Origin of the sequence: Actinophytocola glycyrrhizae (assembly GCF_042653545.1) — a bacterium.
Taxonomy (GTDB): Bacteria; Actinomycetota; Actinomycetes; order Mycobacteriales; family Pseudonocardiaceae; genus Actinophytocola; species Actinophytocola glycyrrhizae.
In genome coordinates this window covers 194,817-220,977 of record NZ_JBHSIS010000027.1, presented here as the reverse complement: position 1 = coordinate 220,977, position 26,161 = coordinate 194,817, and the positions used below count along the sequence as shown (strand labels likewise).

11 protein-coding genes and 1 pseudogene are annotated in these 26,161 nt (G+C 65.5%); 8 read left to right on the top strand and 4 right to left on the bottom strand.

Translation table 11 applies throughout. The features are described from left to right. Positions 1–359 precede the first annotated feature (359 nt). Positions 360–3,176, top strand: coding sequence for a helix-turn-helix transcriptional regulator (locus tag ACFPCV_RS37910; protein ID WP_378062278.1), 2,817 nt, complete (start codon positions 360–362; stop codon positions 3,174–3,176). A gap of 746 nt (positions 3,177–3,922) precedes the next feature. Here ACFPCV_RS37910 and ACFPCV_RS37905 read toward each other — a convergent pair. Both ACFPCV_RS37905 and ACFPCV_RS37900 read right to left on the bottom strand, forming a co-directional pair. After that, the gene (locus ACFPCV_RS37905) at positions 3,923–6,475 is read right to left on the bottom strand and encodes an SIR2 family protein (protein WP_378062277.1); all 2,553 of its coding nucleotides are present in this window, start codon (positions 6,473–6,475) and stop codon (positions 3,923–3,925) included. Positions 6,476–7,309: 834 nt separating this feature from the next. Next, complete coding sequence (locus ACFPCV_RS37900; RefSeq protein ID WP_378062276.1) at positions 7,310–12,628, bottom strand: hypothetical protein; 5,319 nt, start codon at positions 12,626–12,628, stop codon at positions 7,310–7,312. A 139-nt stretch (positions 12,629–12,767) separates the two neighbouring features. Between ACFPCV_RS37900 and ACFPCV_RS37895 the strand changes: the two genes are divergently transcribed. From ACFPCV_RS37895 to ACFPCV_RS37870, 6 genes are all read left to right on the top strand, one after another. Beyond that, the gene (locus ACFPCV_RS37895) at positions 12,768–14,144 is read left to right on the top strand and encodes a serine/threonine-protein kinase (RefSeq protein WP_378062274.1); all 1,377 of its coding nucleotides are present in this window, start codon (positions 12,768–12,770) and stop codon (positions 14,142–14,144) included. Continuing rightward, entirely contained in the window at positions 14,144–14,971 is an 828-nt protein-coding gene (locus tag ACFPCV_RS37890) for a hypothetical protein (protein ID WP_378062273.1), read from the top strand. The genes ACFPCV_RS37895 and ACFPCV_RS37890 overlap by 1 nt, the downstream gene beginning before the upstream one ends. A gap of 217 nt (positions 14,972–15,188) precedes the next feature. Then, positions 15,189–17,138, top strand: a complete 1,950-nt coding sequence (locus ACFPCV_RS37885; RefSeq protein ID WP_378062272.1) for an ATP-dependent nuclease — start codon at positions 15,189–15,191, stop codon at positions 17,136–17,138. Then, positions 17,135–19,045, top strand: coding sequence for a UvrD-helicase domain-containing protein (locus ACFPCV_RS37880; RefSeq protein WP_378062270.1), 1,911 nt, complete (start codon positions 17,135–17,137; stop codon positions 19,043–19,045). Before ACFPCV_RS37885 ends, ACFPCV_RS37880 begins: the two co-directional genes overlap by 4 nt. Positions 19,046–19,319: 274 nt before the next feature. Further along, entirely contained in the window at positions 19,320–19,940 is a 621-nt protein-coding gene (locus ACFPCV_RS37875; RefSeq protein ID WP_378062269.1) for an alpha/beta fold hydrolase, read from the top strand. 24 nt (positions 19,941–19,964) lie between these two features. Then, positions 19,965–20,153, top strand: a complete 189-nt coding sequence (locus ACFPCV_RS37870; RefSeq protein WP_378062267.1) for a hypothetical protein — start codon at positions 19,965–19,967, stop codon at positions 20,151–20,153. Between the two features lie 3 nt (positions 20,154–20,156). Here ACFPCV_RS37870 and ACFPCV_RS37865 read toward each other — a convergent pair whose 3' ends face one another. Then, entirely contained in the window at positions 20,157–20,513 is a 357-nt protein-coding gene (locus tag ACFPCV_RS37865) for a VOC family protein (protein WP_020641977.1), read from the bottom strand. Positions 20,514–20,641: 128 nt separating this feature from the next. Here ACFPCV_RS37865 and ACFPCV_RS37860 point away from each other — a divergent pair. Then, positions 20,642–22,164, top strand: a pseudogene (locus ACFPCV_RS37860) (IS1634 family transposase). A gap of 155 nt (positions 22,165–22,319) precedes the next feature. Here ACFPCV_RS37860 and ACFPCV_RS37855 read toward each other — a convergent pair. Further along, positions 22,320–25,961 (bottom strand): PIN domain-containing protein, encoded by a 3,642-nt coding sequence (locus tag ACFPCV_RS37855; RefSeq protein ID WP_378062265.1) that lies wholly within the window; start codon positions 25,959–25,961, stop codon positions 22,320–22,322. Positions 25,962–26,161 lie beyond the last annotated feature (200 nt).

Here is a 26,161-nt window from a genome sequence, read left to right as displayed (position 1 = left end):
ATGGAGACATGAACGCCGGAACGTAGGTCGATACGCAATCAAACCGACAGCCGGCCCACTTGCTTCCATGAGGAATGTTACAGATGATCATCATTCGCACTGGCATTTTGGTTCGCTGCATCATTTTCTCCTTCCTTTTTGGAGTAATTCTTGTCATGTGCATCGGCTCTCAGCAAACATCCTCTTCATCGTGCCAACCCGCCACTTCTGCCTACTCGATATAGATGCAAGGAATAGACTCATTGAATAACTCGTCTTTGACAGCGCGATCGAATGACTCACCGCGCTGTGGAGGCGCTCGTCATCTGACCGACTCCGATAGTTGCGGTGGAATGCGTCGTCAACCTTATGCTGTTGACATGCGGAACGCGCCCGGATTGGTCGGCAGGGACACCGAGCTTGCTCAGTTCGATGTCTGGCTTCGTGATGCTGCGTCTGGTTCTGGTAGGGCTGTGCTCGTCGAGGGAGAGCCGGGTATCGGCAAGTCGTCTCTAGCGCACGCAGCCGTTGCCGCCGCAGTTGAGCAGGGGTTCTCCGTCTACTGGGCTGAGTGTGACGAGCTGGCGCAGCCCCTCCCCCTTCAACCACTGATGTACTCGTTCTTGACGCGAGAGGCGGCTGAGCCTCGGCTCGAGACGATTCAGCAACTCGTACGCGGTGAACTGACTGACGCGGCCGATCCGATCATGGCGGCGGCCGAGCAGATGCTGGCACTGATCAACGAGTTGTGCAGCACGACGCCAACCGTGCTGGTGGTCGATGACCTCCAGTGGGCCGATACGTCCACGATCAGCGTATGGGATTGGCTCGCGCGCCTGGTGGACCGTACAGCTCTACTACTCATTGGAACGTTGCGCCCTGTCCCACAACGCGACGAGTTGACAGCCCTGCGCCGCGCCGTCCGAGCGCACAACATGGTGCGACTGGAAGGTCTTCCCAATGATGCAGTGCGCGACCTCATCGCGAGAATTTCTGATCATGCCCCGACGCCCGGGCTGCTTCAATTGGCGAACGAGGCCGCCGGAAACCCCCTCTACGTCACGGAACTCATAGATGCACTGACTCGTTCAGACCGTCTCCAGGTGACTGATTCGGGCACGGTCGATGTGATCATCGCCGGCCCAGTTCCGCAGTCACTCATCGCCGCCATCTCCGACCGCCTGGACTTCCTGTCCAACAACGCCCGCAACACTCTGCAAGCCGCCGCCCTGCTGGGTGTCGACTTCCAAGTGGACGACCTCGCGGTCGTGCTTGGCCGCCGTGTGCCCGAACTCGTGCCTGTCATCAACGAGGCACGCGCCGCTGGTGTCCTCAAGGACATGGGCGACAAGTTCTCCTTCCGTCACCCGTTGATCCGGCAGGTGCTGTACGACGACATCGCCGCACCGCTGCGGCCGGCATGGCATCGCGACGCCGCTCGAGCACTCGCCGAGGCCGGTGCGCCGATTCAGCGGGTGGAACGGCAACTGTTGCAGGCCTTCAGTGTGCCGAACCCCTATCCGTTCGACGAGTCCCTGCTGACCTGGACCGTCAACGCCGCTCCCGTCCTGGTTGCACAGGCGCCTCGTACCGCGATCGTCCTGTTCCGCCAGGCGATCAAGCAAGTCCCAGCAAGCACCGCCAGCGGCGGCGTCCTCGCCTGCCGCCTCGCTGAAGCGCTCTACCGCGCGGGTGAGGCCGAGGAGGCGGTGCACATCGCGACCCGCGCGATGGCCGTGGTCACCGACCCAGACCTGCTCGTCGACCTCCATTGGACGGCCGCGCAGAGCCGCGCGCACCTGGGCCGCGCCGACGAGGCGCTCGAGGCACTCGACGAGGCCCATCAACTCGCTGAGATGTCCCCACGGCAGCGCGCCCGGCTGCTCGTCATGACCGCACGAGCCCACCGCGACCTCGGCGAGACCACGGCCGCCAGCGACGTCGCGGTCAAGGCGCTCGCCGCCGCAGAAGAGGCGGGAGACACCTGGGCACTGGGCTGGTCGCTGCACGTTCTCATCATGGTGGCCACGATGCGCGGCGAGGTGGCGGCAACACTCCCGTTGTTCGACCGGGCCCTTGACGTGATCGGCGACGACCCCGAACTCAACGACCTCGGGCTGCTGATGCAGATCAACAAGGCCATCGTCTTGGGCGAGCTCGACCGGTACGACGAAGCGCTCACCACGGCCACCCGGGTACGGCAGCTTGCTGACCGCACGGGCAGCCTCGTCCGGCTCGCGCAAGCCCAGAGCGCGCTCGGCCAGCTGCTGTTCTACGTCGGCCGGTGGGACGACGCGCAAGCCGAGGTCGAGACACTTCCCGATGATTTCAAAGATCCAGCTGCGACCTGCTGCGACCGCGGCATCGCGGCGCTGATCGCGTTCCACCGAGGTGACACTGCGACCGCGCGGCAGAACCTGCAACTGGCCGCTGCGAGCGCCGAGCAGATCGGAAACCGGGTGGTCGCCCCACTAGCACTCGCACACAGCCTTGACCGGGAAACCCACAACGACCCCGAGCAGGCCCTCGCCGTGCTCAGGACCTGGCTCGGAAGCGACGCGGAGGATCTCAGCGAACTAGAGGATCTCCTGCCCGAGGCAGCACGACTTGCCGCGCACATAGGGGCCGCTGACGTCGCTACCGATACTGCCGCTCAAGCGGCCACGCTCGCCCGAAGATCCTCCGTACCCCACAGGCTCGGCACAGCCGCCTACTGCCGAGGCCTGCTCGAACAGGACCCACTCCTCCTCCAGCACGCCGCCGACCGATACCGCGACGCCGGACGACCGCTACTGCGCGCCAGAGCACTCGAGGCCGCCGCCATCGGGTTCGCCGAGCGTGACGAGAAAGACGCCGCACGAAAAGCCTTGGCCAGAGCTGGCGATTTGTACGACAGACTCACCGCCAACTGGGACCTCGACCACCTGCGAGCCCACCTACGCCGCCTCGGCATCAAACGAGGGCCCCGAAGCAAACACCGGCAGGCACAAACCGGCTGGGAGAGCCTCACCCCCGCCGAACAGAAAGTCGCCTTGCTAGTTGCCGAAGGCATGTCCAACCGACAGATTGCCGAGCAACTTGTTCTCTCGACACGCACCATCGACACACACGTATCGCACATTCTTCCCAAGCTCCAGGTGAAGAACCGCATCGGCATAGCCCATAAAGCTGCCGAACAAACACGCGACGGTTCCTAACCGAACACCACGGCCTCCACCCAGGCTGACTGGATACCCCAGTCGCCCTATGTCGCTCCACGGCGGTATATGGTCAGCGATGACACCGGCCAAGTCGAGAAAGGCGACAAGAAACCCAAACCGGCACCTGACCACTCATCAAGATCATGCGGAGATTTTGCGGAGACGACAACCCGCCACGGCCGACGCGGTACACCAGATCGGTCAGTATACTGAGAGCAACCACGCTCCCCTGCGGCCCGTATGCCATCAGCAGCCAGGAACCGACACTCATTGGGGATCTGGCTTGACCGTGCGGAGCATGTGCGCGAACCGTGCCGACCTGCCCAGGTCGTGAACGAGGCCGTAACGGCGGCCCGCCATCGCGGTCACTGCCCCGAGCTCGGCAGCCCCGCGCGGGCGCTCCCTACAAAAGGAATTCGGCGACGAACCGTTCGCTGTATGTCTCGGCTTCCGAGAACTGGGCTATGGCTACAACTACCACCAACCTCGCCGCCTGCTCACGCTACGAAGGTGATCCGGACCCGTCCAACCATCACTACGCACTCACATGCCGCAGGGCGGGCGACACGGGTCGCGTGGGAACGCACCCTCATGCCTATGATCGCGTCGGTGTGGTGCCCCGTTGAGCTGGCTCCCGTGCTGAGGCGTCTTGTCGAGGCGCGCTGGATGAGGGCGCGCTGCGTCGATGGCGGCGCGAACTCCGCGACCAACAGCCCAGCGTCCAACGATCGAGTACCGACCCCCTACCGCGGCGGTGTGGCGCATGTATCGGTCAGGCCGGTTGTGGTGTCCGTCAGGGCTTTCGTCAGTGCCGCGAGCGTGTCAGCCTCGTCGCTGGTGAGGGTGGTGATGTCGACTCGGTCGAGGAGTTGTCTGGCCAGGTCGGGCTCGTTGAGCCGCTGGAGGTTGATCGCGGCGTTCAGTAGGGCCCGCTTGGCGTTTCGTGGTGTGCGTTCGGCGACGCTGATCGCCAGCTCCGCCACTGCAGCGGCGTTGTCGGTCCATCGTGCCGACTCGGTCCGCAACGCGAGCCAGGCGAGGATCTCGACATGGCGGACCAGGTAGTCGAAAGGGAAGTGTGTGGTCGCGAACTCGCGCACGCGCTCGAGGCAGGCGGCCGCATCCCGGTACCGGTCAAGTGCGATGAGCGCGTCACAGCGGTACAGCGCCGCCGCCGTGGCGTGCTCGTGGTCCGAACTCTGCCACAAGCCGCAGTAGCCAAGGTGGTACAGGGCTTCGGCACGCTCGAGGTCACGACGCCGGAAGGCGTCGTTGCCCGCCTGGGCGGCGTTTCGCGCCAGTGTCCGAAGTCCTTCGTCGTACCCGTACGGGACGAACACGCACGGCTGATAGTCGAAGGCGCGGCCGATGGTCAGCATCTCGTCGATTACGTCTGCGGGCAGCATCGTCTGCCCGTCGCTCAGGTTGAGGCCCAGCTCGGTGACCTTGAGCAGGAAACGGCCGCGTGCCGGCAGCTCCGGCAGGTTGGTGGCGCACAACGCCCGCACGGTCCGCTGGTACAGCGACGTTGGTGAGCGGTCACCGGCCAGGTCGAGCGCGAGCAGCAGCTGTCCGAGCCGTTCGCCGTGGTGTTGCCGAACATCCCGTTGGACGGCCGTCAGCAGCGCACTCGCCGTCCGCGCCGGGTCGCCGGTCGCGCGGGCGGCGACCACGTCGCTGAGGAGCGGATCCGGTGTGATGGCGGCGATCACGTCGCCGAACAAGTCCGACACTGGGGCCCCGTCGCGCACCAGCCCCTCGAACCGCTCGCGCCACCGCGCGTCGGTAGCGGTAACACCCAGCCGGCCGGCCCGTTGATCAAGCACCGCGGCCAGCTCGTCCTCACCGGAGGCGCGCAGGCACATCGCGAGCAGAAGTGCGCTCCAGGTCTCCTGATCGCCGTCGCCACACCGGGTGGCGCACTCAATGCTGTTCTCCAGCGCGATCATCGCGTGACTGAGGTCCCCGCGGACCAGTGCGTGCAAGGCCTGGCGGCAACGGATTCCCGCAACCCTGCGGACGGCTTCCGCTCCCGGCACCTCGGCGAGGACGCGCTGCGCGTCAGCGAGGAATCTGTCCGCCTTCTCCAGGTCCCCCATGCTCAGCCAGGCGATCGCAGCGTTTTGTCGAACCGCTGCCCGCAGCAGCCGCTGCTCCACCACGGCCTGACCGTGGAAGGAGACCTTCTGCGCGGCGGCGAACCGGTCGAACCGGTCCAGGGCCTCCTCGGCCCGGCGCAGATCGTCCAGCGCCAGCGAGTGGATCCGCTCCTCCTTGCCCAGCAGCGCCCAGGCGGCCGCCGCGGAGATCATCTGCACCGGACCGTCTTCGAACCTGTGCAGGGCGAGTCGGATCTCCGCGCGCGCCGCGGCGGCCTCGTCGGTCTGTCCCCGCAGGCGCAGCAACACCGCCACGACGAGTGCGGCCACCGGAGGGGAGACCCGCCCACCCGAGAGCCAGTCGCGGACGTGGCTCGTCAGCCGCAGGTCGCTGGTGTCGGCGGCAGTCTCGTCACCGGACGGCACGGTCCCGGCGAGTTCCTCCAGCCGGAGGCACTCGACCGCGACCTCGACGCCCCGGAAGGTGAGCGCATCGAGGAACGCTCTGGCCCCAACGCTAGGTTCCGAGCCGGGTCGCACAATCCAGGTGACCCGGTGTGGCAAGGCACCGTGCGCGACGAGCCCGAAATAGTCGTAGTCCATCGCGAAGTCCTCGCCAGAGAACCCGAGAACCACAAGATGCCGGTCGCGGCATGCTGCGGCGAGACTGCGCCGGGTACTCGGCCTGAGGCCACGCTGCTTGTCGAGCAGCAGATCGACCATCGTTTCCGGCCACCGCACGGATCCGTGAATCTTGTAGACGGCGGGTCGTTCCGGAACAACCGGGACAACCGGGACGACGGCTGGGACCACCTCAGGCACCTCGAGTCCGGCCTGCTCGCAGGCTCGCTCGATGAGCGTGTCGAAGTTGGTCGTGATGACGGCATGGCATCGGCCTTCGCCGATCAGGGCGGCTAAGGCCCGGTGCACGCCGTTCGTGTTGTCGTCATCCAGGACGGTCAGGACGCCGAGCCAGTGCCGACCGGCGAAGGCGTCGGAGAGCACCTGGCTGAACGTGACGAGGGGTACGTCGTCCGGGCGCAGCGACGCCGCCGCGGTGCGACTGGGTGTCGAGGTCAGCACGTGGGTGACCGCCAACTCCCGGAGACCGTCAAGTACCGCGGCGTTCAGCCGGTACCACGAGGGGACGGAAGAGGGGCTCACCGTGGAAACACCGCTGCCGCACAGCACGACCACCTCGCGTGCGGTCGAGTGGACGATCGCGTCCAGCGCGACCGGGACAGTGGTTCCGCCGCTCATCTGCTGATCCTCTCCTCAACCACCTGATTGCGCACCAGCACATATGGTTGATCTGGAGATCGGAACTCAAAGAGGTTTCGTATCGTCGATCCGGTGATCCGGGTGACTCATGCCGCCGAGTGTGCGTAGCCCGGCCCGGCAGTCGCCGGTCCGCCGATCCCGGCCGGAAACGCTATTCGGTCAGTCAGCGATGACCAGTGCGAACCTGCTGGGAAGTGACCTTGTACCCGAACGCGCCTCGTCAGCATCAGCGCGTTGAGCGTGCGCCTTGACGGCGCGGTCAGTCCGCTCGACGCTGTAGCCGGTGGCACCTTTCGAACTTGTCGAATCCGGGGAGTGGCTCGGTCTGGAGGTGTTCGTAGGGTGGCGGGACCCCGGAACTGAGCAATCGCTCGATTCGAGGCCATCCTCAGCCGGCGTGCGCAACACCGTGTCCGGCGTCGTGGACGCGGTGGTGCAGGCGGGGGTGCGCGGAGGTGTTCAGTCGCTATGTGCACCAGGTGCGCCGGATCGCGCCGTCGACGCTGGTGGGCCGAGATGCGGAGCTGGCTAAGCTGTCGGCGTTCTGCCTGATGCCGGACACTGCTTGCTGAGGTGGCGGCATCGCGCCGGGCGAGGAACGAGCGCCGGTGTTGGTCGTAGACGGTCTGGACGAGGACCTCTGCTACACCGCAGCCGCTGACGCACACAGTATCGCGACACTGCTGCCGCGGGTCCCTACCGGTGGCCTGCGAATGGAGGCGGCAAGCAGAGTTGTCTAGTGAACGGATTCTACTCGTCCAGTTGTTGCAGTCGCACCGAGGCTCGATCACCTGCGGCGGCCAGGCCGTCGATGATGCGGTGGTAGCGGCTCTTGGCCTCGCCCATGGTTACCCCCGTGCTGCGAAGTCCGATGACCCACTCCTCCAGCAGCCACAGGTGATTGGCGATGAGGTCGTAATGACCGTCGATGATCGACTCGATCCAGGTCAGCGCCGTGGTCATCTGCCACCGTACGGGTGCGCTCCTGGCGAACTTGATCACGGCGTCAACGGCTTTGGGTTCGTGGCGACTGAGCTGTAGCCACCGGTCGGCGAGTATGTCGAGCGCGTCGGGTTGGATCCAGTTCTGGCGGCAGCGGTTGAGGGTGCTGTCGATGTCGGGATCCCAGGATCTCGGGTTCGGGGTGGGCAGCAGGGCTGCGGTCATGTACTCGAATCCGCGGTGCTGGGAGCGCACAGCGGCGCCGTCAGCAACGGTGTCGAGGGCGATTTCCATTGCCCAGGGCCAGAACTCCGCGAGGGATTGCCGGAGTTCGTCGTGGTAGGTGAAGACGGTCGCGAAGCCGTCAAAGAGTTTGTGCAGAGCGTCGCTGTCGGTCGCGTAGCTCGTGATGTGCGCTTCGACTGGGCCGCGGTCACCGTCGAGTGCGATCGTGATCATTCGCTGGGCGATCGGTTCGTGCGCGGTGTGCGCGTGGTGGTCATAGTCGTTGCGCCACCAGTGAGCGAGGCTTCTGCGGTGGGCGTCCCAGAGCGGGACCCACAGTTCGGTGATGGCGCTGTCCAGGCATGGCACGTGCCGGGCGTCGACCATGCACGTCAACGGCATGCGCAGCCGGTTGAGCAGAAGCTCGTCGTCGGCGAGGGCCGTCAACGATTCGTGCACCGGTGGAGCCAGCGGGTCGGGTCGCCGCTGATGTGTCTGCGGGTCCAGGGGGCCGAGCCTGCTGTCGATCAGGCCGGCGGTGGCGGCGGCCCACACTGGTGCGTGCCGGCGGCAGCGGTCAATGCCGGCCACAGCGGCACCGCCGGAGCCGCCGTCGACCTCAACACCGGATTCGATACCGGTGTTGTTGTGGGCGTCGCACGGCGCGGTCCACACCGGCTCGCAGCCCAGGGCGAAGATCGCGCGTACCTCGTCGAACTCGCTGGTGGCCAGGGCATGGAGGCACGCCTGCACGCGCGAGGGATCCAGGGCCAGATCGTCGAACGGCGCGAGCACGAGCAGCGGCGCGGACGCGGCTGCGGCACGATCGGCGCCCATCGAGAACAGCGATCCGCTGTAGCTCACTTCGCCGCTGCGCGGGTTGCTGGCGGCCCACATCACCGCGTCGACGGCCCACGCGAGATCAGCGGGGGTCACCGTCGCCAGGCTCAGGGCGTGGGCGCGTATGGCGGCTGCGGCGACGGCGACGAGGGGGTTCTCCGGCCAGGGCATGCCGGTGGGCGGCTGCTCGGTTTGGGTGATCGCGCGTGCGGTGGCGAGGTCCTCGGCGAGGGTGTCGACGGGCCACTGTGCGGAGTTGTCGTTGTGGCGGCTGTAGCGGTTCTGCAGTCTGTACAGGGTGTTGGTCGTGTCTAGTTCCGCGGTGCGGGGTGCGAGGACGTGCTCGAGGCGTTCGGGTCGCTCGAACTCGATGCGCAGGTGGTTGCCGTCACGGCTCATCCGATAGTTGTCGATGCGGAACTGTTCGGCCCAGGTCTCGATGATCGCGAGGTACTCGTTGTCGTCACTGTCGGCGGAATTGGCGAGTTGGGCGCGGGCGGTGCTGGTGAGGGTGTCGCCGACGGCCTGCAGCTGGGCTAGGCGGTCGTCGTCGCCGGCGAGCCGGGCGTTGATGACCATCGTGCCCACGATTTGCTGGAAGGTCTGTGTGCGCCGCTCGGATCCGGTCAGCTTGTCAGCGTCCGCGTCGCGGACACGGAACCCGTAGTCGCTGCTGACGCGGGCGTGCTCGAGATGCCAGATGGCCGGGGACGCCAGGAACGGATCGAGCAGTGCGCCGGTGATGTTCGGGTGCCGGGTCAGCACGCCGACGAGCAGCGCGGGCATCGCGAGGTTGTGGCAGTCGCGCAGCAGCACCTCGACGAGCCGTGGTGCTGGGAAATCCATCTGCTCCAGCAGGTGATCGATGAACCGTTCCAGCGCCAGCAACGCGCTCATGCACGCGTACGGGCCGACGCTGGTGCCGCGGTACCAAGCCCAGACGTGGCTGTCGCCGACATAGAGCCGGTCACCGATTCCCGGCACGTCCAGGCGCACGCCGTCCAGGTCCTCAGTGCCATTGTCACGGGCATGGCCGTCCAGTTTGGCCAGCTTCTGCACGCGGACGGTGGCGGCGTGGTCGAGCATGCGGTTGAGGAAGCCGATGGTGTCCATTGGGATGGTGTGCAGCAGCCGGAAGAATGGACCGTAGAACCACGCGGCCCGGGACACGCCGAATCCGTAGGTGAGGCCGTGCTTGAAGTCGCGGATGCCGTCGTCGAGGTCATGACCGCCCCAGCGCCGACGCTCGGATGGCTTCTTGATGTAGTAAGCCTCGGCGAGATCGAGCAGCAACGCGGGCCGGGCCGACGACATGCTGACGGCGACGTGGACCGACTCCATCGCGGCATGGAGATGTCCTGGGCGGTCGTCGGCGACCTGACGCAGGTAAGCCTCTGCGCGGTCGTCAACGTCGGGGCCTAGACACGCGAGTGCTTCGATTGCGAAGTCGTCGTAGAGGTCCGGGTCACCATCGAGAATGGTGTCACGGACCTCACGGCGCAACGGATGCGGCTGCGCGTGGGTGCCGGCCATGCCTCGCAACCAGGCCAGGACCAGGTCCTGGATGACTTGACGCACGCTGCGATGACCCGCGCTCGGCCGGCCTTCGATCACCGGCCGTTCACAGAAGATGACCTTCACCAGCGGTGCGAGCGCGAACGCGTCGCCAACCGTGCCGCTGATGTAGCGGGTCTCGGCCAAGCGCAGCAGCGTCATCAACGCGGCACTGTCGTCGGCGGTGAGTGTGTCCCACAGCTGCCGGATGGCCGCGTCGGCGTCGCCGAGCGTGAGAAGCGCTTCGTAGGGCACTTCGCGCCACCGCTCGCCGTGGGCGGCGGCGATCTCGGTGAAACTGGCCGACAGGCGGGCCCAGCCGTGCGTCTCGCTGCGGTCGAGCAGGGCGGCCTGGCAGCCCAGGCGGGCCGCGCGGATCGCCCAGCGGGGAGCACCGGATACGGCGAGCGGCTGCCATCCCTGTGTGATGAACAAGCGGCACAGCGCGAAGTCGCGGAAAAGATCCGTCGCGAACTCGTCGCCCGCTGAGAAAGCGGGATTGTGGGGCACCCGCAGCACACCGTCCGAGCGCAGCTCCGCTGAGCCGGTGCCCGCGGGTGCCACCGTGTCGATGCCGAGGCTGCGGCGGGCCACGCTCAAGGCGGTCTGTTCACGGTCGTGCGGCGAGGCGGTGCCGTGTGTGTGGATCTCGTCGCGGCGGATGAGGCCGCGCCACACTGCGGAGAACACATCGGCCTCGCACAGCAGGTCGGCGGGATCGAGAACGGCGCCGGTGCGCAGCAGTACGTCGACCAGGCCGGGTCGGCCCAGCAGCCAGCGAGCGCGTGGATCACTGCCCAGCCGGGCCAGCGCGGGAAACGTGGACGCGAGGGCGTCGCGCTCGTCGTCGGTCAACGACCCCACCACGTGTTCGGCCGCAGCGTCACTCGAGTCGGCCAGGTCGAGGGCGTGCGTCAGCTCGTCACGGACCTGGCGTGAGCCGTCGGTGCGCGTCACCGCCACGACACCGAAGCCGGCCCGCATTGCGGCTGCGGACATGGTGCGGAACACCTCGCCTTTGCCTTCCAGCACCGACTCTGCGCCGTCGATGAGCACGAGCCGGACAGGCCGAGCGGGGCCTGCCGCCAGGACGTCGTCCACGGCGTGCCCGCCCCACTGGCTCTCCACGTCTGCCATGGTGTGTCGCAGGTCGCGCAGGCTCAGGCTGTACACCGCCGCACCCTGGTCGCGCAGCTCCTCCGCCGCCCGCAGCGACAACGCGGACTTACCGACGTCGGGGTCACCGGTGATCACCACCGCGCCGGCCGAGGTGCCCACCGACCGCATGAGTTCCACCAGACGGGCGCGTTCGTCGCAGCGCTGCAGCTCCAGCGACTGCGCGGCCGAGCGCAGCGCCGGGCGGATCGACTCACGCAACCGCGAACCGAGCCGGTCGATCATCTCCCAGGCGCGGGCGAACCGGGCGGAGTGCGTCAGCGGGAAGTCGGCCACCGCGCGGCGGATCACCGACTGGGTCAGCACGGCCGCCTGCGGTGCCCACTCCCCCACGAGATCCTCCAGACGCGAGAACAGCGCGTCTGCGGTGGCGGGTGTGCCGTCGCGGAGCATGCGCTGCAGCGCGGTGACCGCCGCGGCACGGTCGGCCCGGTCCGTGCGCTCCAAACGCAGGCTGCGTGTGCTCAAGCCGAACAACAGCCGCCAGGTCAGCTCCTGGGCGCTCAGCCCACTGGCCGAGTCCAACTTCACCGCAGCCTGCCCGACCAGCGCCGTGATGTGGTCAAGCCGGCTGCGCAGCCCAGCGTTGGTCCGCCCAGGTTCGCTCACGCGACTGGCCAGCGCTTGCGCGTCCGGAAGACTGCTGGCCAGTTCGGCCAGTTCACCCAACTGGGTGATCGCGTTGGCGTTCGTGGACACCGCGAGCACGATCCGCCACCGCCCCGCCATCACCTCGGACCAGTGCTCAGTGACGATCACCAGAAAGTCCCGGATCAGCGGAACGGACGTGCTGTCACTGGAGGTCAGGGCGGGGTTGCGGCGCACGGCGATCGACGAGCGAAATAGTGCACCGTGGCTGTCACGGCCTTCCAGGACGATGTCGTCGACCGTGCTCACATCGCTGGCCTGCAAGCGGATCGTGTCGACCGACACCGCCTGCCCCAGCTCCTGCAACGCCTCACCAGCCAGGAATGCGGCGATCAGGCACGCCGCATAGGAATGTTCCAGACGCACCCCACCGCCGCCCGTGGAGTACGGACTCGAACCGGTCGCCGATCCCCCGTCGTCTGACGAGATCTCCTCCAACCATGCGCTGATCGACGGGTGAGAGACCACCAGCCGCCACAAGGTCGACCGGCCCGCCCTCGTCGCCGTGACAAACCCGGCATCGGACAGGGTCGACAACGCGTCGTTCGCCGTGGTCGGAGAAACCTCCAGTGCCGTCGCAACCTTGCGGCCCGACAGAGCTTCAGGTGACGCGGCGAGCACCTTCAGTGCCCCGTACTCGCGCTCGCTGAGCGTTGCCCGGAGGGTTTCTGCTGCCGTCGCCATGACGTGGACCCTACACCTCTATGTCCAGAAAAATTGGACATAGAGGTGTAGGTGTGTCACGCTCTGCGGCGAAGCGGCACGCAGATGGGTGCCACTGTCGCCGGATACCGTGGGTCTCCTGAACATGTAGGAAAGCAGGTTGAGGATCACGAGCACCTTCCAGGCCGACGACGGCCACGAATACGAGATCCTGCCGGACCCCCTCGGTGCCGGGGCGCAAGGCGCCGTAAAGCGCGGGCGACGTACTGCTGACGACTGTCCGGTGGCGATCAAGCGGATCACCGACGGCGCAGGCCGTGGTCCCGAGGCGAACCGGGAGCTGCAGATCGCGCTGAAGCTCCACCAGCAGGACTCTCAGCACCTGCTGGCGCCGTTGAGCTGGGCAGTCGACGACGCCGACCTGCTGCTGGTGATACCGCTGGCCGAGCGAAGCCTCGCGGCGGAACTGGCCAGCCACCAGAACGGGCTGGCCGAGGATGCTCTCCTGCCGGTGCTGCGGGACATCACATGCGGCCTGGTCGAACTGCACGCGGCTGGCATCGTGCACCGCGACCTGAAACCGGCCAACGTGCTGTTCTATGACAGCCGCTGGTGCGTGGCTGACTTTGGCATCAGCCGCGACCTCGACGTACGTACTGGCACCGTGACTTTTCAAGGCCACGGAACCGTGTCGTATGTCGCCCCGGAACGGTGGCGCGGGCAACCCTCGACCCACAAGAGCGACCTGTACGCGCTCGGGTGCATCGCCTACGAGTTGGCCACCGGGCACACCGTGTTCGCCGGTGACAGGGATATGCAACGACACCACCACCTTCACACCCCGCCACCGGCCGCGCCGGTTGGCTCGACCTTGGCTCGTTGGGTCAGCCGCCTGCTGGACAAGGATCCGGCACGACGTCCGCAGGACCCCGCGGCTGCGCTGGCCGCCCTGCCGCGAGCGCCAGCCCCGACGGGGCGGTTGGCTGCGGCGGCGTGGCAGGCGCAACAGGCACGCAACGAGCAGGCCGCCATCCAGGGCCTGGCCATGACCGCCGCCGAGGCTGCCGCTGCGGAACGTCGGCAGGCGTTGGCCGACCTGATCGACCTCTGCGCAAGCGTGGACGAGCGGGCGCGACGAGATGTCCCAGACCTGCGCTGGGATGACCATGGGGACATCCAGCGGTTCAGTGTCGATGATGCCCGACTGGAGTTCATCCTCTGGCGCACCACCCACAACCGCGACGGCTTGACCTTGGTGGGCGAAGTGTCCACCGTTGGCCATGGAGCACGCCGCTGCGCGGCAAACATCGTGTGCGAACGCAGCGGTGACCGCCTTCAATGGTTCCTGGACACCGTAGCCCGCAACGCCATCTCAGGCATCGTCGAAGAACCTGCGGGCTTCGCAGAGGAAGCGGAGTTCTTCACCCACTACGACCATTTCCAGCAAGGCGGCATGCACGCATGGGAACGGCAGCGGCAGGTTCTGACCGTCGCCGCGGTGCTCGACCTTCTCGGTGACCTATTGGAGGCGTCCTGATGGCTCGCCAGTGGCGTCAGCCCGTCAACGAAGCGGAACGACGTGGCTTGTTCAACGGCGTCCGGGACAACAGTCTGAGTCACGCCGGCTACATCGGCCGCACGCTCCAGAACACTCCGCCATCCCTGCGCCTCGGTCTGCGGATCGCCTGCAGTCCCCTGGACGCGATCCGCCCGAGTACCTCAGAAATCCGCCGGGCGTTTCTGCGGGTGTTGAACTCGCCTGTGATCACTCAGTTCGTCGCCGGTGTGACCGACACCAGTGGCAGCACCTGGACATCGTGGGAGGGCAACGGTCGACTCAACCACGCCGCAGTGTTCGCCGAAAACCCGGACCAGGGAACGCCGACGGCGTGGGCACGCATCCTGCTGCCCGACCCCCAACCCGATCAACCTTCCGTGTTTCGAGATCCTCTGTGCGCGGACTTCGTCCTGCACGTCGAACCTCGCACCCGTCACGGAGAGCACGCGCCCCCGGTGAACCTCGCGATATGGCACCGCCGCTTCATCGACAGTCTCGCTGTGCCTGACGCCATCGCAACCGGCCTGCTTGCCGGGGATCTGCGGCTGAGCATCAGCGACGAGCCAGCGACGAAGATCGCCGTGTGGCTGGAGGGTCGGCCTGATCTGTCGGCCATGATCGACATCACGAATAGTCGACGACTTCGGGGTACGCAAGTGTCACCATGGTTCGGCGGCTACGCAGTCGCCGCCGGCACTGGCGATCCACCGGCAGCTCTGGCAATCGAGTGGATTCGTCAGATGTGCGACGACTCGCTACACATCGATGGGTACGAGCCGATGCTGCTAACGCTGAGCGGTCCATGAGTAGGCTCGCTGCGCCAGGTGAGCGTTGTACGTCCGATCGGACCGAGCGAGCCGGTGTTCACTCGATTGTGTGCTGTTCCTCAGTGACTCCTGGAGTGGGAGAGTTGACTGGCCTAGGATGGCCGGTCGTGGTGGAGGTTCGGGCTCGGCAGCTTGATCGTGTACCGCTTGCTGAGCGGGTGCGTGCTGCGGGCGTACCGCTAGGGGGATGCGCTGAATGTTCCTTGAGCGTCTCACCCTGACCAACTTCCAGTGCTTCGGACCCGACGCGACCCCGATCCGCTTCGACCAGCAGCTGACCGCGATGCTCGGCTCGAACGCCTCGGGGAAGACAGCCGCCTGCCAGGCACTGCTGCGGCTATTCAGCATCATCGGCGACCAGCGGCGGGTTCGTCCCGAGGACTTTCATGTCCCAGACGACGAGGACGAAGCGCCCGCGACCAGGTCGTTGACGATCGAAGCTGTCTTCGCGTTCCCCGAACTCACCGACGACACAGGCGCCGTAACCGCTTCTTCCGCGGTGCCCGAGTTCTTCCGGCAGATGACCGCCGATGACCAGGGAGACCTGAAGCTTCGCATCGTCCTGGAGGCGTCGTGGTCAGCGGACGGCTCCGTTGCCGGCACCATCGATGAAAGCCGCCGTATCGTTCACACGTTCGATAAGGACTACGGCGAGCAATGGATCACGCTCCACGACTCGGACCGCAACCGCATCCAGATGGTGTACGTGCCGGCCACCCGGGACGGAGCACGCCAGGTCACTGCCTTCCTCCGCGGTCGAGTCTGGCGCGCTAGTCAGTGGTCCGACCCGTTCCGGGAGCACGTGAGTGACGCGGCTGCGGAACTTGCCGAGAAGTTCAGGGACGAAGCCGTCGTCGAGACCGTGACCGGGGCGGTTTCCGCGCGGTGGCAGGCGCTGCACCACCTCGCCTCTGAGCAGAACCCGCTGTTCGAGCCGATCAGCCGGGACATCAGTGTCCTGGTCACGAACGCCGAGATGCTCTTTGAGCCGTCGCCGACAGGGAGGATCCGATCTGCCCGGGAACTCAGCGATGGTCAGCAGTCCTTGCTCCATATCGCGCTAACCGCGGCGTCCCTAGACCTCGAAACGGCGATCGCTGCTGGCGAGCACGACGACAAGTTCGACATCACCGGCATGGCTCTGCCGTCCCTCACTCTGCTAGCGATCGAGGAGCCGGAAAACAACCTGGCACCGTTCTTCCTCTCCCGCGTCGTCCAGCAGCTCCTCGACGTGACGACATCCGGCCGCGCGCAAGCAGTCATCTCCAGCCACTCCGCCAGCGTCATGTCCCGTATACGACCCGAGCAGGTGCGGCACTTCCGCTTGAATGAGACCAGCAGAACAACCCGTGTGTGCGAGATCGTTCTGCCTGACGGCTCCACCGAGGCCGGCAAGTACATCCGCGAGGCCGTCCACGCGTACCCCGAGCTGTACTTCGCCCGCTTCGTTGTCCTCGGCGAAGGCGACTCCGAACAAGTTGTCCTTCCGAAGCTCGCGGAAGCGAGAGACCTGCACATCGACCAGTCGTTCGTCGCCGTTGTCCCCCTCGGCGGCCGGCACACGAAACATTTCTGGCGGCTCCTCCGCCAGCTCGACATCCCCCACGCCACGCTCCTCGACCTCGACTGGGGCCGCGCAGGCGGAGGAGAAGGACGCATTCGCGACGCCTGCACCAACCTCCTAGCCGTCAACGTCGACCCGTTCGACGGATCCGAGGAGATCCATGGCTTCGCCTCAACCGACGACATCACCAACCTCACCACCGACGAGTTCAAGGATTGGATCCACCACCTGGAGAAGTGGGACGTCTACTTTTGCACCCCGCTCGATCTCGACATGCTGCTGCTGAAGCGGTTCAAGTCCGCCTACACCGACAATCTCGAGGAAGGACAGCAAGGCCCAAGCAGCAAGGGAGACCCACGCGATGCCGTCCTCGGCGACCCCGGCGTACGGCCCGACGTGTCGTACTGGACGGAGGAGAAGACCGACGACCTGCGCTGGTACCGGTACCTGTTCCTCACGCACTCAAAGCCCAGTACCCACCTCCGCGCCCTCGCCCACGTTGACTCAGCTGAACTGGCTGCTGTCAAGGGGCCGCTCGCACGGCTTCTGGACCGGATCGAGCAAGCGGTCGCCCCGATATGAGGACCGACCCCGCCGACTGGCGTCCGCGCGATATCGACGATCTCGAACCCGCAGCCTGGGATGCGCTGCGCGCCGGCACGGCCTCGGTCACCGCTGGGCCAGGCGCGGGGAAGTCGGAGTTCCTCGCCCAGCGTGCTGGCTTCCTGTTCGAGACCGGGCTGTGTCGTCCTCCCCAACAGATTCTCGCGATCTCGTTCAAACGCGTCGCCGCGGCCAACCTTCGCCGGCGTGTGCGGACCCGGTTGCCCGAACACGTCGACCGGTTCGCCTCGATGACGTTCGACGCGTTCACCAAGTCCATCGTCGACCGGTTCAAGGACCTCCTGCCGCCTGCCTGGACAATGAGCGGCAGCTACCGTATCGGCTTTGCCAATCAGGCAGAGGTCCGTGACTTCCTTGGCAACCTCGCAGTGGCGGCGCCCGAGGGGTTCCGTAGCGGCGTCTACGGGATCCGGCAGAACGAGTTCATCAACAACCTTGTCGGCCCCTACGAGTTGGAGCCTGAACCGCGGGAACCGACGACCGCGGTGGACTACGCGGTGCAGCAGTGGTGGGACCAGAAGTACCGGGCCCACGACGTCCCCACCGTCGACTTCGTCATGCTGAACAGACTGGCCGAGCTGATCATCCGTTCAAGCCCGCAGCTACGCCGCGCACTCACCGCGACCTACCCCTTCGTGTTCGTCGACGAGTTTCAGGACACCACCTACGCCCAGTACTCGTTCCTGAAGTCAGTGTTCGCACGCGAAAGCACGACCGTCACGGTCGTCGGCGACCGCAAGCAGCGGATCATGGGCTGGGCCGGCGCCCTCACCGACGCGTTCGCCGAGTTCGACCACGACTTCGACGCAGAGCCATTCGAGCTGACCTGGAACTTCCGCTCAACCCGGGAACTCGTCGAGTTGCAACATCGGTTCGCGACACGACTCGACGCCGACACCCTGCCGCAACTGTCACAGGTTGCCAGCCAGGTCGGTGGGGCCCCGGTCCAGATCTGGTCGTTCTCCACCACCGGGCTCGAGGCCGCGTCCATCGCCGCATGGATCGCCGCCGACATCGAACAGTCCGGACGCTCGCCAGCCGATTACGCGATGATCGCTCGCCAGCGGGTGGCCGACCTCGAACCCGATCTCGCGCAGGCACTCACGGCTCAAGGACTCAAGCTCCGCAACGACGACGCACTGGTCGGCGACCTCCGGCTGCAAGACCTGCTCAAGGACGACTTTGCGAGTCTGCTCATCGGTCTGGTCCGCCTCGGCGCAACCCGCGGCGGCCAGCCACAAACCTGGCGCGAGGTCACGACAACGCTGACCCGCATCTCTCCGAACGCCCGCAACCGCCAAGCGGGGTCAATTACCGACGACACGCTCTCGCACTTCCTGGCCGAGCTACGCAGCTGGTTCGCCGCCACGCCGCTGAAAGACGCGACCATCGGGCAGGTCATCGACTTCACCGACGAACTCACCGAGACCCTCGTCGACAAACTCACCGCATTCGTGAACTTCGACAACATCGCGCAGAAACGCGTCCTCGCAGACAGGCCCGAAGACCTCGCGGTGACGCTCAACGCGTTCAAGATCCGGCTCGCCAACGTCCTCCAACACGTAGAGTCATGGGACCAAGTGGCCGCCGCGTTCATCGATGACGAAGCCGTGCCGCTACTGACCATCCACCGCAGCAAAGGGCTTGAATACCACACGGTCTTCTTCGTCGGCCTGGACGACGACCAGTGGTGGGCACACGCTCGCGACACGATCGAATCCACCATGGCGTTCTTCGTCGGCGTATCCCGTGCCGCAGAAAGACTCATCTTCACCCAGTGCGACCAACGCGGCTCCACCAACAACATCACCGACTTGTACGAAGTGTTGAACCAGGCTCAAGTCCCGTACGTGCGAATGGGCTGACGTCCAGCGAAGAGACGTCTAGCCCGGCGGCCAAGCTTCCTGCCGATCGGGTGCCCCCAGCTCGGATGGAGCGAGCTATACGGATCGCGGTAGGCTCGGTGTTATTCCGCGACACCGACCAGCAGCTGACCACTGCGGGCCGGTGGGCGGTCAACTCCGGGCGCCTGTTTGGGCCCTTGCTGATCGCCCTGGCCGCCCTCGCCATCCGTGCCCGGGCCAAACGTTGACACAGTCTCAAACCTGACTTGGCTCAAGATCGCTGATCTTGGGTAGGGTGCTGGCTGTTGAGCTGCGGTTTCGTCGTGTGAACGGCGAAAATCTGCGCACTAAGCGGCCGGTTCTAGGGGTCTGCCCATCGCTTCCCGGTTACGGCTTCAGCGACAAGCCGGCCGCGCCGGGGTGGGGGATCGAGCGGATATCCGACGCGTGGTGCGAGCTGATGGCCCGGCTCGGCTACCGGCGGTTCGGCGCCCAGGGCAGCGACTGGGGCACCAGCATCGCCACGAGCATCGGTCAACGGCAACCCGATCGGGTCGCCGGCATCCATCTCATGCCGCCGCTCGCACCGCCCGATCCGGCCACGTTGGACGACCTCACCGGTGCCGAGCGGGCGGCGCTCGCGACACTGCGGGAGGCGGACGAATGGGGCTCCGGATACTCGGCGCAGCAGTCGACCCGGCCGCAGACGGTCGGCTACGGGCTGGTCGACTCGCCGGCCGCCCTCTGCGCCTGGATCGTCGAGAAGTTCTGGTCGTGGACCGACTCCGGTGGCGACCTGCATCGGGTTATTACCCGGGATGAGCTGCTCGACAACCTGATGCTCTACTGGCTGCCCGGCACCGATGCCTCATCCGCCCGGCTGTACTGGGAAAGCCTCCGGCAGATCAACGAATAGATCTCCGGGTCGGCCGGCGCGCCGGTGACCGTACCCACCGGCTGTTCGGTCTTCCCCAAGGAGCTGCAGCGCCCGTCTCGGCGGTGGGCGGAGCGCCGGTTCCCGAACATCCGGTACTGGAACGAGCCCGGCAAGGGCGACCACTTCGCGGCGTTCGAGCAGCCGGCGTTGTTCGTCGACGAGGTCCGGTCATTCTTCCGGCTGGTCCGCTGATGGTCACCCGTACTCGGTAAGCGGCTGGCTAAAGATCAACAAGTGCCCATCGGGTGTCCGTACGTTGAAGTCGCGCATCCCGTAGGGCCGGTCAGCCAGTGGCTCGACGATGTCGGCGCCGCGGGCGCGCAGCTCGTCGTGGCAGGAATCGACGTCGTCGACGACAACCGTCACCCTGGCCGGGCCGACGCTGCTTTCGGCGTACAGGTGGAACTCGGCGGTGTCGCGGATCACGGCCGCGTAGCTAGGTGGGGTCTCCCAGGTGAATATGGTGTCGAATCCGAGCGCGTCCGTGAAGTACGACCGCGCTGCCTGCACATCTCGGCACGGCAGCACGGGAACCGCCACCCGCATGACCATTCCGTCACCTTACCTGACTTTGGCTCAAGATCGCTGATCTTGGGTAGGGTGCTGGCTGTTGAGCTGCGGTTTCGTCGTGTGAACGGCGAAAATCTGCGCACTAAGCGGCCGGTTCTAGGCTGTCTCTCGTGGCGTATGTGCGCACGGTGAAGACGGCGTCGGGGGCCAGGGCGGTGCAGATCGTGCACTCCTCGCGTCGCGGGTCGCGGGACATCGAGCACATCGGCTCGGCGCATGACGATGCGGCGTTGGAGGCGCTCAAGGCGGTGGCGAGGCAGCGTCTGGCTGTGGGGCAGCCCGAGCTCGACTTTGGCCCGGACTTCGCGGCGTTGCAGGCCGGCAGTGGTGCTGGTGGTGGGCCGCTTGCGATCACGTCGTCGCGGATGGGGTACCTGTGGGACGCGCTCGGCCACGCCTACCAGCTGTTGGGGTTCGAGGAGGCCGCTGGTGGTGACGAGGTGTTCCGATTACTGGTGCTGGCACGGATCGTCGAGCCGACCAGCAAGCTGGACAGTCTGCGGGTGGTCGAGGAGGCAGGTTTCGACCCGCCGGCGTACGCGACCCTCAAGCGGCGTCTGCCCGCGTTCGCGAAAGAGTCCTGGCGGCAGAAGTTGGCCGCGGCGTGCGCCCGCACCGCTGATCTGGGGCCGGCGTCACTGGTTCTCTACGATGTGTCCACCTTGTACTTCGAGACCGATGCCGGGGACGGGTTCCGTGAGCCCGGGTTCTCCAAAGAACGCCGCCTGGAGCCGCAGATCACGATCGGGCTGCTCACCGACGCAAGCGGGTTTCCGTTGATGGTTAACGCGTTCGAGGGCAACCGGGGCGAGACCACTACGATGCTGCCGACCATCCGTGCGTTCATGGATGCCCACCAACTGGCTGATGTCACGGTCGTGGCCGACGCTGGCATGATCTCTGCGGCCAACCAGCAGGCCATCGAGGCCGCGGGGTTGTCGTTCATCCTCGGCGCGCGGATACCCGACGTGCCGTACGTGGTCCAGGCGTGGCGCCACGAGCACCCGGATGAGCAGATCCCGACGGGCACATCTTCACCCAGCCCTGGCCTGCCGGCCCCAAGGACCAGCGCCGCGACCAGATCATCTACTACCAGTACCGGGCGGACCGGGCTCGGCGCACCCTGCACGGCATCGACGAACAGGTCGCCAAGGCCGAGCAGGCCGTCGCCGGCAAGACCGCGGTCAAACGCAACCGGTTCATCCAGCTCACCGGCGCCACCAAGAGTGTCAACCGGACCCTGGAAGCCAAGGCACGCGCCCTTGCCGGCCTCAAAGGCTACGTCACCAACCTCCCGGACGTCACCGCCGAGTTCGTGATCGACGCCTACCACCGACTGTTCCACATCGAGAAGTCGTTCCGAATGTCTAAACACGACCTACGTGCGCGGCCGATCTACCACCACAAGCGCGAGTCGATCGACGCGCACCTGACGGTCGTGTTCGCCGCCCTGGCCGTCAGCAGGTGGATCGAGCAGACCACCGGCTGGTCGATCAAGAAGTTCGTGCACACCACCCGCCGCTACCGCACCATCAACATCCAGGCCGGCGAGCACACCCTCACCGCCGTCGACCCGCTACCCGACGACCTCCGCGATGCCCTCACCAGCATCCACGACCGCGGTGCGCACTAATTTGAGCCAAGTCAGGTCTCAAACAGGCGGAACGGGATGGGGAACATCCCGGCGACCGTGACCAGCAAACGATCATGGATCGCCTGCGACCGACTAACAAAACTTCGCTCGGTCAATCATCTAGGCTACTGCGACACCTCCGCTGACATTTGCGTTTAGGTTGATGTGGGCCTAAGGAAGACCGCTTCTCGCACGATGGACCGATCCTGTTCATCAAGTTCGGCGGTCAACCAGAGAGCTGCACGAGCACTGAATTCGGGCCCGCCTTGCGGGGTGAATGCTTCGAGCATGAGCGTGATCGTTCGCGGCAGGAGGTCGTTGCCGGCGAGTTCCTTCGCTGCATTGCGGGCAGCCTTCAGTAACTCGGGGAATCGCGCCGCGGGGGCGTCACTGGAGAGAGTGGTACTGAACAGCATCGTGGCGGCGATTGTGGTGACCTGTTGCGGTTGTTTGCCGTGAGCAGCACCGGTTATTCCGGCGTAGAGCCATGCGCTGAGGTGTTCGGGGCCGTTGGCGGCCACGTGATTGCCTAGGTGGCGCCAGACCCGGAATGTATGTTCTCCGGGCCTCCATGCGGTGGGTCGGGAGAATGCGAACGCGGCAGCTCGTGGTTCCCATTGATCGAGTTGAGCGACCCTGACCAGTGCGTCAGCATCGAGAGGCAGGTCAACGCAGTACTCGTGTCGAAGCGTGTCGAGCTTCGCATCTAGGTCTGTAGCCTCGATGGCACCCGATTCGGCGAGAGCGCGCAGTATGCCGACAGTCCCGAAAGTTGCGATACCTTCTGCGCGGGCGAGTGCACGCAGGACGAGGTCATCAGTGAATAGGGGATGTCCATGAGTTACCGCATAGTCAAGCGCTGTCAACCACGGCAGAAAGCGGTCGTCCTCGGCCAGATCCTCCAGCCGCGGAAGGTGACTAAGTCTTGGCCAGTCAACTACATCGAGGTCACTTCCAGCAGCGGCCATCCATTCGGAGTGATTTCGGAGCGCTTCTTGGTGCTCAACGTTGGCTTCGGCGATGGATGGGAGTCCGGCTTGCGTGTCCCATCCCAAGTTTCCGTCGGACGGGAGCCTGAAGCCCTCAGCAGCCTGAACAATGTCAGCATGTGCAGGCGCAGGTATGACTATACGCTGGAAGGATCCCAGTATTTTTGGCCAGAGCGAGGCGACGTAGTACAGTACGGTGAGCGCACTGGTGTCGATAACAATTGATCCATGCATAGCCCCACGCGCGTCACTCGCCTCCCGCGCCGCGAGTTGGTCGTCGGCCGGGTGAATCGGTAAACAGCCGGCGGCACGGTGCATCAATGCGGTTGCGTAAGGCTTGCCGCTGAGGACTGAAAGCATTCCGTACGGTATTTCGGCGTTTGCCACTTGCCTCTGAAGCTCTTCAAACTGCTGGCTGCCTGGCTCCAGATATGGCCGCAGCGCCGCGATCATTCCCTCTGGGTCGTCTGGTATAGAAATACTGAAGAAGCCGGGGTGGGCTGGGTGCTCTTCGATGAAGCGCGCGATGCGGGTCCGCCACCGTGCTTGCGAATCCTCGGAGGCGGTTTTGTGGATCCGTGACGTGTAAAAGTATCCGATTGCCGCAGCGGTGAAGTCGGGCGAATCACCGAACTGATCGATCACCGATAGGAGCTCGTCGGCGAGTGCTGGGTCGGATCGGAATCTCGTGTGCAGATGGATCCACACGCGGGCACGTGGCTCGGTATCGGCCTCCAACGCAGGGTGGGTCTGCAGAGAGGCCCACGCTTCGTCGAAGCGTCGCTGGTTGAACAGCGAGCCCACCAGCAGCCAGCGCAGATGTACGGTTTCTCCGTGTTCGTCGATGCTCGCGCGGACCCGTGCCTCCATCTCCCGCCAGGCCCCGCGGCTCTGTGACGCGGCAATGAGCACGTCGTGCAACATCAGCCGCGTTCGAGGTTCGTCACTGATCGCGGTCAGTGCGCGGACCGCGAGTTCCTCTGCTTGCCCCAGGCGTCCGCGGTTAGCACTCACGTGAGCCGCCTGCGCCAGAAACGTCGGATCGTCGAACCGAGCTGCCGCCCCGATCAAGGTGTCGACTGCAGCATCGATGCTGTCGCTGCTGAGGTACAAACCGACGAGCGGGCCGATGACGTGCCAAGACTTGTTCCGCCAGGCGCGGAGTCGAGCGACCGCGGCGTTGGTGTCGCCTGCGGCATGGTCGGCTTGGGCCAGCACAAGCGCAGCCTCGACGTCGTTTCGCGTCTCAAGGCGCTCGCGGTCTGGAAGCTGTTCTCCGAGCGCGGCTAGCGCGCTCCACACCACCAAACGGTCGGCATCGTTACTCGCCAGCGACCAGGCTTCGTGCAGCAGCTGCGCGGCGTCAACGGTGCTTCCGCCTACAGCGAGCAGGTGCTGGGCGCGTAGCGTGCGCTGGACACACGGGTCGGAAACTCGGTCTAGGGTCTCAGCTGCGATCTCGGGTTGGCCAGAAGCCAGCGCGGCCTCTATGACGGCTCGTTGGACGCCTGGGGTTGCAGCTTCTTCTGGGGTTGCCTCACCGTCCGGAACGGGTCGGCCGAGAGTGAGTACCTCGTCCCAGTGGTCACGAGTGGCCGCAATACCGCAGGCTACGGCGACAGCGTCGCCGCTCAGTCCGCGCCACCGACGCCAGAGATCACGTGCCGCGAGTGCCGCCGAGCGCGCTTCGCGCAGTGTGGCGGGCATGCTTCCGGAGGCCGGTAGATGCGACGCCTGCTGCAGATGCAACGCCAGCCTCAGACGTAGTCCAGCGAACTGGGGATACCGTTCAATCGCCCTGCGGTAGGCAGCGATCGCACTGGAGAGGCCTCTTGTGGAAACCAATGCCTCAGCCGCAAGGACGAGTACCGCGATATCCACCTGGTCCGCGTCACGGCTTGACGACACAATTCGCTCAGCATCATTGTCGAGCGCGGCAGCAACGATTCCCACTGTCTCCGCATCGCCACCGACCCGCTGGGCCTTTTCGACGAGCCTCCGCGCACGAGCGTCGTCATCGCATGACACCGCAGCCAATGCAGCACGTGCGAAATGCCGCGCCCGCTCGACGCCGAAGTCCGCCATCTTCTCCCACAGCATCGAAGCCACGTTCCAGACGCCGTGAGCGTTCGCGATCTCGGCCAACGTGAGCCAAGCGTCCATCGGGGCCCGCTCGAGCCAGTCCGGCGGATCCGCTGCCAGCGCGGTTACAGCAGTGGACGGATGCTCGTTCCCTGTAACGATCTGCAGCAATTTTGCCGCCAGACCAGCGTCGTGCTCGGAGAGACGTTTGATGGGTTCGCGCGCGGGCGGGGGAACTTGCTCAAGTAATCTTGGCAAGTCCCTTCCAGTCGATAAGACGTTTTTTACTTCCTTGATCTCGTCAGCTACACCTGCAACGTCGGTCCTGACGCGATGTTCCGCAACAGCAACAGCACGAGACGGCTCAAGGCTCGGAATAAGCGCCCGTATCGTCGCGTCTACGATTTGCTCAGCATGTCGGTGCCGCTCGGCAAGCGACGGGCGCCGCGACAACAGGTGAAACGGCCGCCCTAGTTCAACTTTGAGACACTCAACAAGCTCGTCGTAGCTCTCCTCTGGGCTCGTGACCAGACCACCCCATGTCGAATCACGAAAAAACCAGCGCCTGTATGCGTATCGCGGAAGTTTCCCCGTCGTCTCGCGTACGTTCTTCGTCAGTCGTCGATATTCGGCACCAGCTCCCCTGATGCCGTTTACTGTGCGCGCGAAGGCGTCCGGCGCCACAACGCTGCCAGCAAGCCACGCCACAAGCGCGTCAATCGCCATCGATCACCCTTCAAGAACCGCAGGCACTGGGGTGAACAGGCTACTTCGACCTCCAACCAGCAACACCTCAACACACCAGCCTGTTACCCACAGTGACACAGTTGAGACTGTTGGCTGCTCACGCACTTGATCGGTTGAGCAGACCGCAGGACTCGCGTTTCTCAGATCATCTCGGCGTCAGCGCCCTCCTGGCGCTGCGG